Below are 12,500 nucleotides of genomic sequence, written 5' to 3' on the forward strand. Positions count from 1 at the left end.
CATGGCCCGCCGCAAGCACCACGAAGAGCACGCCAACCATGAAGCATGGGCGATCCCCTATGCCGACCTGATGACGCTGCTGCTCGCCTTCTTCGTGGTCATGTACGCGATCTCCTCGGTCAACGAGGGCAAGTACCGGATCATGGCCGACGCGCTCACCGATGCCTTCGGTGGCGCACCGCGCACCATCAACCCGGTGCAGGTGGGGAACAAGCAGGTGCAGGGTGGCGGCTGGGACAGCCCTTCGGTGATCAAGTCCGGCACCAAGATCGGCCCCTCCGCGCCGGCGCCGTCGCACGACCCGACCCTGCTGCCGTCGATGGCCTCGCAGATGCGCATGCCGGTCTCCGTGCACAACCAGGAACAGATCGCCCGTGCCGAGCGCCAGCTCAACAGCATCGCCGACCGCCTCACCGCTGCATTGGCGCCGCTGATCGACCGCGGCATGATCAGCGTGCGCCGCACCGAGTTGTGGATTGAAGTGGAGATCAACAGCGACATCCTGTTCCCCACCGGCTCGGCCGCGCTGGACGTGCATGCACGGCAGACGCTGGCCAGCCTCGCCGAGGTGCTGCGTGACGTGCCCAACAGCGTGCGCGTGGAAGGCCACACCGACAACGTGCCGATCGCCACCGCCACCTTCCCTTCGAACTGGGAACTGTCGGCCGGACGCGCCGCCAGCGTGGTGCATCTGTTCGCCGACCAGGGCCTGCAGCCGTCGCGGCTGGCGATGGTCGGCTATGGCCAGTTTCGTCCGCGCGAAGAGAACGACAGCGCGCAGGGGCGCAACCGCAACCGCCGGGTGATGGTCATCATCCTGGCCGACACCTCGCATTCGGTGGATCCGCTCGGCCAGCGCCTCAATGCGGCCACCGGCGCCGTCGACAACAGCACCACCGAACAAGCCGCCGCAACTCCGGCCAGCGCCCCCACCTCCCCCATCGCACCGGTGAAGTTGCCGCCGGTGCCGGCTGGCAGCCGCGTCGGCGCCGCCGTTCCCCCGGCAATGAAGGAGTAAACCGATGCGCATCTGGGCAATCGCCAACCAGAAGGGCGGAGTCGGCAAGACCACCACCACCCTCGCCCTCGGCCGCGGCCTGGCCGCGCTGGGCCATCGCGTGCTGCTGATCGATCTCGATCCGCACGCCTCGCTCAGCCGCGCCTTCGGCGTACCGGTCGATCCGCCGCCGGCCGGCGTGCTGGAACTGTTCGGCGCTCCGCCGGCCGATCTTTCCAGCCTGTGCCATGCCAGCAGCATCCAAGGCCTGGACTATGTCTGCGCGCAGTCGGCGCTGGCCACGCTGGAGCGCCGCAGCGCCAACCAGCCCGGCCTCGGCCTGGCCCTGCAGAACGCACTGGCGCGCCACCAGGGCCAGCACGACTACATCCTGCTGGACTGTGCCCCCACCCTTGGCCTGTTGATGATCAACGCGCTGGCCGCTGCCGACCGCCTGATCATCCCCACCCAGGCCGAGCCGCTGGCCCTGCATGGCCTGGACGGCATGGTCCGCACCGGCGAGATGGTCGAGCGCTCGCGCCGCCGCCCGCTGCCGATCTCGATCCTGCCGACCCTGTTCGACCGCCGCACCCGCGCCGGCAACGAGTCGCTGCGCACCATGCAGGATCGCCATGGCACCCGCGTGTGGGAAGACGCCATTCCGATCGACACCCGCATCAGCAATGCCGCAGGCCTGACCCTGCCCAGCGTTGGTGAGGAGTACCCGGGCCGCGGCCTGGCCGCCTATCGCCGCGCACTGAACTGGATCCTCGGTGAGGATGCCCGCGCCCTGGAGCAGGCCGCATGAACAGCACCGCCGTACTGGACGACTATCTGGACGAACTGCTGGGCGAAGCGATCGCTCCGGCCGTCGTGCTTCCAACGCCTGACAGCGTCGCCCCGGCCCCGGCCCCGGCCAGCATATCGCAACCGGACCATGAGCCGACCTGGGATGACCTGCCGGCCGAGGTGATCTACGAAACCGACACCGTCGCCGCGGCGCCTGCCGCGGACAACGCCGCGCTCGAAGCCGCCTTCGAGGCCGCCGCAACGGCCGGGCGCGAACCCACCTGGGACGATCTGCCTGCCGAGGTGATCTACGAAACGGAGACTGTTGCCGTTGCACCGGCAGAGGACGACGCAACACTGGAGGCCGCCTTCGAGGCCGCCGCAATGCCGGTCGCCGCTCCCGAGCGGGAACCGACCTGGGATGATCTGCCTGACGAGGTGATCCACGAGACGGCCCCGGCCAAGGCCGGCCCGGAGCCCACCTGGGACGACCTGCCCGACGAAGTGATCTACGAGACCGACGCGGCCGACAGCCATCACCTCGCCCACACTGACAGCCCCGGCCTGCAGGCAGCGTTCGAGGCCGCTGCCGGCGGCGCGGATGTCCCCACGCCGCCCCCGGCCGTGGTAGCGCCCCCGGCGCCGCGCCCTGCACCCGCGCCTGCCCCGGCTGCGCCCGCTGCCGTCGCGCCGCCGCCCCGCGTTGCCGTGGATGCCCCGGCCACCAACCGTCCCGGCACCTGGCAGGAACTGCAGGCACAGGCTCTCCAGCCCGCCAGCAGCCCGCATCCGCAGAACCGCCGCGCCGGCGAGCGCACCTCGCGCTGGCTGCGCCTGCGTTGCGGCACCCAGGCTTATGCGCTGGAACTGCTGAAGGTGCAGGAAGTGGTGCTGCCAGTTCCCCTGCTGCCATTGCGCGGCACCGCACCAGCGATGCTCGGCATCATGAACCTTCGGGGCCAGGTGGTACCGGTGATGGATCTCGGCCTGCACCTGGGTGCGGCCGCTGCCGAAGACGATTCGCAGACCCGCATCGTGGTGCTGGAGGAAGACGGCGAAACCATCGGCCTGCGCGTGTCGGCGGTGGAAGATGTCGCCAACCTTACCGACTCGCAGATCGAGCCGCCTGATACCGCGCGCATCTGCCAGATTTCCAACGACCTGTTCCGTGGCGTCGCCCGGGTCAGCCAGCGTCCGATGATCCTGCTCGACGCCACACGGCTGTTGAGTTGAGTCGGCGCTTTGCGCCGACGCGGTGCCTGTCGGGGACGCACCGCGTCGATTCCCCTAAAGAACCCTGCCGGGGTGCCGTTATGGATCACGGAACCGTTTGTCCGGAGCAACGATGAGCACTGTCGAACTGGGTGGGGATCTCGGCATCGAGAGCAGCACCGAGCTCAAGAACCGCCTCGCCCCGCTGGTGGCGCAGGCAGGCGAGCTGACCCTGGATGCAAGCCAGGTCGCCCGCATCCACACGGCCGCCGTGCAGGTGCTGTGTGCATTCGTGCAGGCCCGCCGCGAGGCCGGCCTGGGCACCGGCTTCCACGGTTGCACCGCAACCTTCCGTGACGCCGCGCGCCTGCTGGGCGTCACCCAGGCCCTGGGCCTGGACGCAACCCATGACAACCTGAAATCTGTGGAGAACGCTGCATGAGCGCACGTATCTTGGTGGTGGACGATTCGGCGTCGATGCGCCAGATGGTTTCCTTCGCCCTCACCTCGGCCGGTTTTGCCGTCGAAGAAGCCGAAGACGGCGCGGTCGCGCTCGGTCGCGCCAAGGGCCAGCGCTTCAACGCGGTGGTCACCGACGTCAACATGCCGAACATGGACGGCATCGCGCTGATCCGCGAACTGCGCCAGCTGCCGGACTACAAGTTCACCCCGCTGCTGATGCTGACCACCGAATCGGCCGCCGACAAGAAGTCCGAAGGCAAGGCCGCCGGTGCCACCGGCTGGCTGGTCAAGCCGTTCAATCCCGAACAGCTGGTCGCCACCGTGCAGAAAGTGCTGGGCTGATCGCCCCGCACCGCTCCCCTTCTTCGCTTCCGGACCGCCACTGCCATGAGCATGGACCTGCAACGCTTCCACGCCACCTTCTTCGAGGAGAGCCGCGAAGGCCTCGACGCGATGGAGGCTGGCCTGCTGGCCCTGGAATCGGGGCAGCAGGACGCGGAGATCATCAATTCGGTATTCCGCGCCGCCCACTCGATCAAGGGCGGCGCCGGCACCTTCGGCTTCGATGCCATCGCCGGCCTGACCCACGTGCTGGAAACGCTGCTCGATGAGCTGCGTGCCGGCAAGCGGGCGCTGGAAGGCCATGCCGTCGACGCCATGCTGTCTTCGGTGGACGTGCTTCGCGCCCTGCTGCGCGAAGCCGAACACGGCCAGGCTGCCGACCCCGCCGCTGTCGCCGCAGTGAAGGCGCGCCTGGAAGCCGTTCTCTCCGGCCAGGCCGCATCGAGCGCTCCGGTCGCGACAGCGGCCAAGGTGGACGATACCCCCGAAGCCTGGCAGATCGGATTCACTCCGGCGCCGTCGCTGTTCATGAGCGGCAACGACCCGCTGCGCATCATCCGCGAGCTGGAACACCTCGGCTCGCTGCAGGTCGCCGCGCGCATGGAACGCCTGCCCGGCTTCGCCCAGCTCGACCCGCTGGAGGCCCACCTGGCGTGGGATCTGGGCCTGGTCGGCAAGGTGCCGCGCAGCAAGATCGAAGACACCTTCGCCTGGGTGCTGGACGACTGCGAACTGGACATCCGTCCGGCCGCGCCGCCAAGCCTGGCCACCCAGGCCCCGGCCGCAGCTGCCCCCGCTCCGGTGGCAGCGGCGCCGTCGGCACCTGCCGCGCCAGCCGCCAGTGGCGGCGCCAACCAGGAAGCGGAAACCTCGATCCGCGTCAGCGTCGACAAGGTCGATGCGCTGATCAACCTGGTCGGCGAACTGGTCATCACCCAGGCCATGCTCAAGCAGGTCTCGCACGCACTGGACCCGGTCCACGCCGAAAGCCTGTTCGCCGGCCTGGACCAGCTTGAACGCAACACCCGCGACCTGCAGGAAGCGGTAATCGGCGTGCGCATGCTGCCGGTCGATGCGGTGTTCCGCCGTTTCCCGCGCCTGGTCCGCGACCTGTCCAGCCGTCTCGGCAAGCAGGTGCGCCTGCGCACCGTCGGCGAAGGTACCGAGCTGGACAAGGGCCTGATCGAGAAGATCGCCGATCCGCTGGTGCACCTGGTGCGCAACTCGATCGACCACGGCCTGGAAATGCCCGACGTGCGCCGCGGTGCAGGCAAGGACGAGACCGGCACGATCACCCTGGCGGCCTCGCATCAGGGCGGCCATATCGTCATCGAAGTCAGCGACGATGGCCGTGGCCTGGACCGCGCCAAGATCCTGGCCAAGGCTCACGAACGCGGCCTGGCCGTGCCGGACAACCCGACCGATTCGCAGGTCTGGGACCTGATCTTCCAGCCAGGCTTCTCCACGGCCGATGCGGTCACCGACCTGTCCGGGCGTGGTGTCGGCATGGACGTGGTCCGCCGCAACATCCAGGCACTGGGCGGCGAGGTGCAGATCGAAAGCAGCCTCGGTACCGGCACCCGCACGCTGATCCGCCTGCCGCTGACCCTGGCCATCCTCGACGGCATGACCGTAGCAGTGGCCGGCGAAACCCTGATCCTGCCCCTGGCGTACGTGCTGGAGGCGCTGCAGCCGCAGGCCGAGGACATCCGCAGCATGGCCGGCGAGGGCCGCGTGCTGCGCGTGCGTGGCGAGTACCTGCCGATCCTCTCGCTGAGCGAGTACTACGGCTACGGCAACCGCGCACCCGGCAGCGAATCGCTGGTGGTGGTGGTCGAAGGTGATGGCCAGAAGATTGCGCTGGAGGTGGACGAACTGGTCGGCCAGCAGCAGGTCGTGGTGAAGAACATCGAGAACAACTACCGCCGCATCGGCGGAGTATCCGGCGCCACCATCCTCGGCGACGGCCGGGTCGCGCTGATCGTCGACATCGGTGGGTTGGTGCGCTCGCTGCGGATGCCGCAGGCGGCCTGATCCACGCTGCATGCGAACCATGGACCGCCGCCCCTCGGGGCGGCGGTTTTCTTTTGTGTTCGCCCTGCCAGTGGGGTCAGATTCCCTTCCGCAGGAACGGAATCTGACTGCGGGACGGCACCCCGAAACCAAATCGTGAACTCCGTCGGCACGCTAGTTGCTGTCGCAACCACTTCATCCAATCGAAAACCGCGTCGCTGCAACGCTTCCGTGCTGCCCTCCCTACGCATCCGAATGTGATCTGCGTCCATAAAGTCCATCGAGACTGCGCCGCTATTTCGCATTGACGGCCGTCACCGAACCCCACCGGGAACCACCGTTCGCTCTGCAACCACCCCCAAACCGGCGCACAGACGCCGGCACTCTGCCCACCTGGAGCACCCTGCATGAAGTGGTTCCAAGATCTGCCCATCGCCCGCAAGCTGGCTGTGGGGTTCACCCTCACCACGTTGATGACCCTGATCCTCGGCGGGTTCGCCCTGCTGCGACTGAGCGAAGCCAACGCGCAGCTACGCGACATGGCTGGCAACGATATCCCCTCGGTCCAGCACCTGGGCGAGGCGCGCTCGCAGCTCGGGGAGTTCCGCACCTACGAACTGGCCCAGCTGAGCATGCTCGACCAGCCGGAAAAGGTGGCCGACTACAACAAGCGCATGGACGACACCGCCAAGGCCGTACATGACGAACTGGCGGCGTACGCGGCGCTGCCGGCGCTGGACAAGGAGCGTGAACTGTATCGCGCAGCCAGCGCGCAACTGGATCGCTACTTCGCCGCCAACAAGGCGATGCGCGACGCCGTCACCGCCGGTGACGGCGTCCTGGCGCGGCAGATCTCCGACGAGCAGTCACGCCCGGCGCGCCGCGACCTGTTCGCTGCGATGAAGGCACTGGGCGCCCATATCGCCGGGCAGATGGACGGCAAGATCGCCGACGCCAACGCCACCCATCGCAACAGCATGATCGCCATCATCGGCTGCATCATCCTGCTGTCGCTGGTGGCCGCCGCGCTGGCCATCGTCATCTCGCGCGCGGTCACCGGCCCGCTGGGCAAGGCCGTGCATGCCATCCAGGCGGTCGCCCGCGGCGATCTCAGCGTCAGCACCCAGGCCACCAGCAGGGACGAAGCCGGCAGGATGCTTACGGCCACGGCCGAAATGACCGCAATGCTGCGCCGTTTCAGCGAGCAGACGCAGCTGATGGCACAGATGCATGCCGGCCCGGACATCAGCCACCGTATTCCGGAAGACTTCCCGGGCGTCTACGGCCAGCTGGCCAGCGGCATCAACACGGTGATCTTCGAACACCTCGATGCGATCGTCGATGCCATTGAAGTGCTCAACCAGTACGCCATCGGCAACCTTGCTCCGGACGCCCGCCGCCTGCCAGGCAGCCGCGCGATCCTGCACGAATCGATGGACGCCGCCAAGGCCAGCCTGCTGGCCATCAACACGCAGATCCAGCACCTGGCCTCGGCCGCCGCTGCGGGCGACTTCAGCCAGCGCGGTGACGCGCAGCGCTTCGATCACGATTTCCGCGTGATGATCGAGCAGCTCAACAGCATGATGCAGGTGGCCGACGGCAACCTCGGCCAGCTCTCGCAGCTGCTGCAGTCGATCGCCGCCGGCGACCTGACCGCACGCATGGACGGCCAGTTCAACGGCGTGTTCGCGCGCATGCGCGACGACGCCAACACCACCGTCGCACAGCTGACCCAGATCGTCAGCCAGATCCAGGCCAGTGCCTCCAGCATCACCCTCGCCGCTGGCGAGATCGCGTCCGGCAACAGCGACCTGTCGCGCCGTACCGAGCAGCAGGCCGCCAACCTGGAAGAGACTGCCGCCTCGATGGAGGAACTGACCTCCACCGTGCGCCAGAACGCCGAACACGCCCGCCAGGCCAACCAGCTCGCCATCGGCGCCCATGGCGTCGCCTCGCAGGGCGGTGAGGTGGTGGGCCAGGTGGTTACCACCATGTCGGCCATCGAAGCCTCGTCGAAGAAAATCGCCGAGATCATCAGCGTCATCGACGGCATCGCGTTCCAGACCAACATCCTGGCACTGAACGCCGCGGTGGAAGCCGCCCGTGCCGGCGAACAGGGCCGTGGCTTCGCCGTGGTTGCCAGCGAAGTGCGTACCCTCGCCCAGCGCTCGGCCGCCGCCGCCAAGGAAATCAAGGGCCTGATCGACGACTCGGTGGGCAAGGTCGCCGAAGGCTCCAGTCTGGTGCACCAGGCCGGCAGCACGATGGGCGAGATCGTCGCCTCGGTGCAGCGCGTGACCGACATCATGGCCGAGATCTCCGCCGCATCGCAGGAGCAGAGCGCCGGCATCGAGCAGGTCAACCAGACCGTGGTGCAGATGGACGAAACCACCCAGCAGAACGCTGCGCTGGTGGAGGAAGCCACCGCCGCCGCGCGTGCGATGGAAGACCAGGCCGTGCAGCTGGGCGAAGCCGTGGCCCGCTTCCGGCTGGCATCGCAGGGCACGACGGCCATTCCGGCGCGTCCGCTGGCGGCGCCGGTACCGCGCCAGGTCGCAGCTGCCGCACCGGCCGTGAAGGCGGCCCCGGCACGTACGCTGCGCACCGCGACAGCCCAGTCGGCGCTGGCTGCAGACGGCGACTGGCAGGAGTTCTGATGTCGCCAGGGTCGGACCCTTCTCCCTCGGGAGAGGGGTCTGGCCCCTTACGCATGGAAAGTGATGCAAATCCCACTTCATAATCCGGTGCAGAGGCCGATATCCCCATCGAGCCTCGCGCCAACGCGTGCTGGCGCCCGCCCCTGACCGTAGATTCCATGTCCGACGGCAACGACACTGCAGTGCATGATGTCCACGCGGCTGATGCCGCCGACGAACGTTTCCTGGTCCGCAACCCGCGCCAGTTGCGCCAGCTGCTGCGCTCGCTGATCGACCAGCGATCACTGATCAATGCCCATATCGACGGCCGCGACCGGTCGTTCCCGACCGCACTGCTCGAACTCGAAGAGGATGAAGACTACCTGCTGCTCGATGGCAGCCTGCAGGAGGCTTCCAACCGTGCCGCCGAACAGGCCGACCATCTGCTGTGCTTCGCCCAGCTCGAGCGTGTCCTCGTGCGGTTCCGCCTGCACGCGCTGGAGCGCGTGGACAACGATGGGCACGTTGCCTTCCGCGCCCCCCTTCCGGACGAACTGGTGCATCTGCAACGCCGTGAGATGTACCGGCTGGAAACCCCCGTCACCGATTCGCCCCAACTGCTGATCCCCGCCGGCGAGAGCCGCGCCGACGCCCTGTCGATGCGGGTGGTGGACATCAGTGGCGGCGGCCTGGCGGTCGCCGTGCCAACCGATTGCGCAGTGTTCAGCCTGCAGAAGCGCTACCCGGCGGTGCTGTCGTTGCCCGACGGTCCGGACCTGGAGATCGGGCTGGTTGTCTGCAACCTGTTGCCGCAGCGCCAACCCAACGGGATCGAGATCAAGCGGGTAGGCATGCGCTTTGACACCCTGCCGCGCGGCGCCGACAGCGCCATCCAGCGCTACATCTTCCGCATCGACCGCCAGCGCCGGTGGCGAATTCCTCAGCTTCACCCTTGGTGACGAGCACTACGGCGTGGACATCCTCAAGGTGCAGGAAATCCGCGGCTACGACGCCGTCACCCGGGTGCCGGATGCACCGGACTACATCAAGGGCGTGATCAACCTGCGCGGCACCATCGTGCCGGTCATCGACCTGCGCCTGAAGCTGCGCCTGGACAATGCCCGCTACGACGCCTTCACCGTGATGATCGTGCTGAACGTCGAAGACCGCGTGGTCGGCATCGTGGTCGACAGCGTTTCGGACGTCATCCCGCTGTCGGCCGAGCAGATCCGTCCGACCCCGGAATTCGGTGCTGCCGTCGACACCCGCTTCATCTCCGGCATCGGCACCCACGACGACCGCATGCTGATCCTGCTGGACATCGAGACGCTGCTCGACAGCGCCGACATGGGGCAGAACGCCCTTGCCGAAGACGCTGCTGCCTGACCGAGCGGACCTGCTTCACGTTCCGGCTACAAAACCCTTCAGTTCTCCCCGGCAGTGCCGATAGGGGGACAGAAGCCGGTCGCGCAGGAGCGCGCGGAACCGGAACGACCATCACCATCCCCGGAGATATACCTCGATGAAGTCCCTGCTTGCGTTCGTTTCGGCCGCTGTCCTGGCCACCACCGCTTCCTCCGCGTTCGCCCAGTCGGCCGACATGATCCCGCCGGAACTGGCACCGCGCTCGGTCGGCAAGGACGGCATGGTCTGCGGCAAGGTCGAGAAGGCCCGCTACGCAGAAGGTTCCGAAGGCCAGCCGACCTTCCTTTACATGGGCGGCGCCTTCCCGCGCCATACCTTCTCGGCCCGCATCGCCGGCGAGAACCGCAGCAAGTTCTCCTTCCCGCTGGAAACCCTGGAAGGCAAGACCGTCTGCGTGATCGGCAAGATCCAGCGCGACGCCTCGCGCGCGGAAATCGAAGTCAGCTCGCCCGCTAGCCTGAAGCTGGCCAACATCAAGTAATCCGCTGTCCGTCGGACCACGCCGGTGCTGGTGCCGGCGTGGTTTCTGCTGCAACCGGGCCCGATGCCCGGGCGCGTCTGCCTTAGGAGCTCGCAACGCCCATGCCGTGGATCAACAACCTGAAACTGATGCCGAAGCTGCTGCTGACTTTCGGCGTCCTCCTGCTGGTGATGCTGTTGCAGGGCATCGTCGCCTATCGCGGCCTGCATTCGCTGAACAACGTCACCACCGAGCTGGCCGGTTCACGCATGGAGAGCATCCGCCTCGCCGGCGAGATGCGCGGCATGCTGGGCGAATACCGCAATGCCGCCTACCAGCAACTGATCCGGGCCAGCGACGACGTCAAGTCCGATGCGCGCAAGCAGGGCGTCGAGCTGCGCGCGAGCATGGACAAGTCGATCAAGGAGTACCCGAAGCTGGTCGACAACGCGCAGCAGAAGAAGCTGTTCGACACCTTCGCCAAGGAGTGGAAGGACGCCCTGGCCTCCTATGACAGTGTCACCGAGATGCTGGAACTGGACCTGCCGGACGATGCCATCGATACCTTCGTCGGCGAAACCCGCACCAAGCACCGCAAGGCCGCCTCGGCACTGGAAGCGCTGATCGCCGAAGACAACCGCCTGGCCCGCGCCTCGCGCGAACAGGCCGCGTCCACCTATTCCGCCTCGGCCGTGCTGACCGTGATCGCCCTGCTGGGTGGCGCCGCGCTCGGCCTGGTGCTGGTCTGGCTGTTCGCCCGCGCACTGGTCGGCAGCGTGCGCGGCGCCGTCTCGGTCGCCAACGACGTCGCCGGTGGCAAGCTCGATGGCCATATCGACGTCAGCCGCCAGGACGAGGTAGGCGAACTGATGCAGGCCATGCAGCGCATGCAGCGCGACCTGCGCGAACGCATCGAGACCGACCAGGCGGTCGCCCGCGAGAACCTGCGCATCCGCACCGCGCTGGATTACAGCTCCACCGGCGTGTACCTGACTGATACCAGCAACACCATCGTTTACACCAATCGCGCCCTGCAGCAGACCCTGAGCCAGTACCAGGACGACGTGCGCCGCGACCTGCCGGACTTCGATGCCCAGGCCTCGCTGATCGGCAAGCCGGTCACCGTGCTTGAGCACCGTGGCGAAATGGACCAGACCCTGCTGGGCAACCTGAAGGCGCACGGTGTCGCCCGCCGCCCGATGCAGTATGGCGACGCCCAGTTTGCTCAGGTCGTCTCGACCATCCGCAATGAGGACGGTGACACTGTCGGCTACGTGGTGGAATGGCGCGACCGTACCCAGGAAGCGCAGGTTGAAGCGGAAGTGGCCCGCGTGATCGCCCAGGCCGCCGCCGGCGACCTGTCTGGCCGCATTGACGCCACCGACAAGGAAGGCTTCTTCCTGCAGCTGGCCCAGCAGATCAACGGCCTGCTGGACGCCAACGCCGGCAGCATCGAACAGATCTCCGGCCTGCTCGCCGCACTGTCGCAGGGTGACCTGACCGTGCGCATGCATGGCGACTACCAGGGTGTGTTCGCCCGTATGCGCGACGATGCCAACGCCACAGCCGCGCAGCTGAGCGAGATCGTCACCCGCATCAAGCAGTCCAGCCGCGCGATCAGCTCGGCCGCCGGCGAGATCGCCTCGGGCAACAGCGATCTGTCGCGCCGTACCGAACAGCAGGCCGCCAACCTGGAGGAAACCGCCGCCTCGATGGAGGAACTGACCTCCACCGTGCGCCAGAACGCCGAACACGCCCGCCAGGCCAACCAGCTCGCCATCGGCGCCCATGGCGTCGCCTCGCAGGGCGGTGAGGTGGTCGGCCAGGTGGTTACCACCATGTCGGCCATCGAAGCCTCGTCGAAGAAAATCGCCGAGATCATCAGCGTCATCGACGGCATCGCGTTCCAGACCAACATCCTGGCACTGAACGCCGCGGTGGAAGCCGCCCGTGCCGGCGAACAGGGCCGTGGCTTCGCCGTGGTTGCCAGCGAAGTGCGTACCCTCGCCCAGCGCTCGGCCGCTGCCGCCAAGGAGATCAAGGGCCTGATCGATGATTCGGTCGGCAAGGTCAACGACGGCTCGGCGCTGGTGCACAAGGCTGGCGCCACCATGGGCGAGATCGTCGCCTCGGTGCAGCGCGTGACCGACATCATGGCCGAGAT

Annotated in this window: 10 protein-coding genes and 1 pseudogene; all 11 read left to right on the forward strand. The window is 67.5% G+C overall.

The window, feature by feature from the left end; translation table 11 throughout:
• Position 1 precedes the first annotated feature (1 nt).
• Positions 2 to 847: pseudogene (motD, locus tag O0J15_RS13005) on the forward strand (flagellar motor protein MotD); the annotation flags it as partial.
• Between the two features lie 175 nt (positions 848 to 1,022).
• Complete coding sequence (locus O0J15_RS13010; protein WP_019659589.1) at positions 1,023 to 1,805, forward strand: ParA family protein; 783 nt, start codon at positions 1,023 to 1,025, stop codon at positions 1,803 to 1,805.
• Positions 1,802 to 3,019 (forward strand): chemotaxis protein CheW, encoded by a 1,218-nt coding sequence (locus tag O0J15_RS13015; RefSeq protein WP_308305765.1) that lies wholly within the window; start codon positions 1,802 to 1,804, stop codon positions 3,017 to 3,019. Before O0J15_RS13010 ends, O0J15_RS13015 begins: the two co-directional genes overlap by 4 nt.
• Before the next feature lie 112 nt (positions 3,020 to 3,131).
• Positions 3,132 to 3,440 (forward strand): lipid asymmetry maintenance protein MlaB, encoded by a 309-nt coding sequence (locus O0J15_RS13020; RefSeq protein WP_019659587.1) that lies wholly within the window; start codon positions 3,132 to 3,134, stop codon positions 3,438 to 3,440.
• The gene (locus O0J15_RS13025; protein WP_005409521.1) at positions 3,437 to 3,802 is read left to right on the forward strand and encodes a response regulator; all 366 of its coding nucleotides are present in this window, start codon (positions 3,437 to 3,439) and stop codon (positions 3,800 to 3,802) included. The genes O0J15_RS13020 and O0J15_RS13025 overlap by 4 nt, the downstream gene beginning before the upstream one ends.
• A gap of 45 nt (positions 3,803 to 3,847) precedes the next feature.
• The gene (locus tag O0J15_RS13030; RefSeq protein WP_171953137.1) at positions 3,848 to 5,836 is read left to right on the forward strand and encodes a chemotaxis protein CheA; all 1,989 of its coding nucleotides are present in this window, start codon (positions 3,848 to 3,850) and stop codon (positions 5,834 to 5,836) included.
• Positions 5,837 to 6,222: 386 nt separating this feature from the next.
• Positions 6,223 to 8,472 carry a methyl-accepting chemotaxis protein gene (locus O0J15_RS13035; RefSeq protein WP_308305766.1) on the forward strand — a complete coding sequence of 750 codons (2,250 nt, stop codon included), beginning with the start codon at positions 6,223 to 6,225 and terminating at the stop codon, positions 8,470 to 8,472.
• A 158-nt stretch (positions 8,473 to 8,630) separates the two neighbouring features.
• Positions 8,631 to 9,410 (forward strand): flagellar brake protein, encoded by a 780-nt coding sequence (locus O0J15_RS13040; protein WP_308305767.1) that lies wholly within the window; start codon positions 8,631 to 8,633, stop codon positions 9,408 to 9,410.
• Positions 9,310 to 9,837, forward strand: coding sequence for a chemotaxis protein CheW (locus O0J15_RS13045; RefSeq protein WP_308305768.1), 528 nt, complete (start codon positions 9,310 to 9,312; stop codon positions 9,835 to 9,837). The genes O0J15_RS13040 and O0J15_RS13045 overlap by 101 nt, the downstream gene beginning before the upstream one ends.
• Positions 9,838 to 9,973: 136 nt before the next feature.
• A complete protein-coding gene (locus O0J15_RS13050; protein ID WP_308305769.1) occupies positions 9,974 to 10,357 on the forward strand; it encodes a hypothetical protein in 384 nt (127 codons plus the stop codon).
• 101 nt (positions 10,358 to 10,458) lie between these two features.
• Positions 10,459 to 12,500, forward strand: a 2,042-nt coding sequence (locus O0J15_RS13055; protein WP_308305770.1) for a methyl-accepting chemotaxis protein, incomplete at its 3' end; no start/stop codon positions are given.

The organism is Stenotrophomonas sp. Sm10 (genome assembly GCF_030985515.1).
GTDB lineage: Bacteria > Pseudomonadota > Gammaproteobacteria > Xanthomonadales > Xanthomonadaceae > Stenotrophomonas > Stenotrophomonas hibiscicola.

Excerpts from the sequence above, each read along its gene's own strand:
- O0J15_RS13035 (WP_308305766.1), top strand. The coding sequence starts at position 6,223 with ATGAAGTGGTTCCAAGATCTGCCCATCGCCCGCAAGCTGGCTGTGGGG.
- O0J15_RS13020 (WP_019659587.1), top strand. The coding sequence starts at position 3,132 with ATGAGCACTGTCGAACTGGGTGGGGATCTCGGCATCGAGAGCAGCACC.
- O0J15_RS13010 (WP_019659589.1), top strand. The coding sequence starts at position 1,023 with ATGCGCATCTGGGCAATCGCCAACCAGAAGGGCGGAGTCGGCAAGACC.
- O0J15_RS13030 (WP_171953137.1), top strand. The coding sequence starts at position 3,848 with ATGAGCATGGACCTGCAACGCTTCCACGCCACCTTCTTCGAGGAGAGC.
- O0J15_RS13015 (WP_308305765.1), top strand. The coding sequence starts at position 1,802 with ATGAACAGCACCGCCGTACTGGACGACTATCTGGACGAACTGCTGGGC.
- O0J15_RS13040 (WP_308305767.1), top strand. The coding sequence starts at position 8,631 with ATGTCCGACGGCAACGACACTGCAGTGCATGATGTCCACGCGGCTGAT.
- O0J15_RS13025 (WP_005409521.1), top strand. The coding sequence starts at position 3,437 with ATGAGCGCACGTATCTTGGTGGTGGACGATTCGGCGTCGATGCGCCAG.
- O0J15_RS13050 (WP_308305769.1), top strand. The coding sequence starts at position 9,974 with ATGAAGTCCCTGCTTGCGTTCGTTTCGGCCGCTGTCCTGGCCACCACC.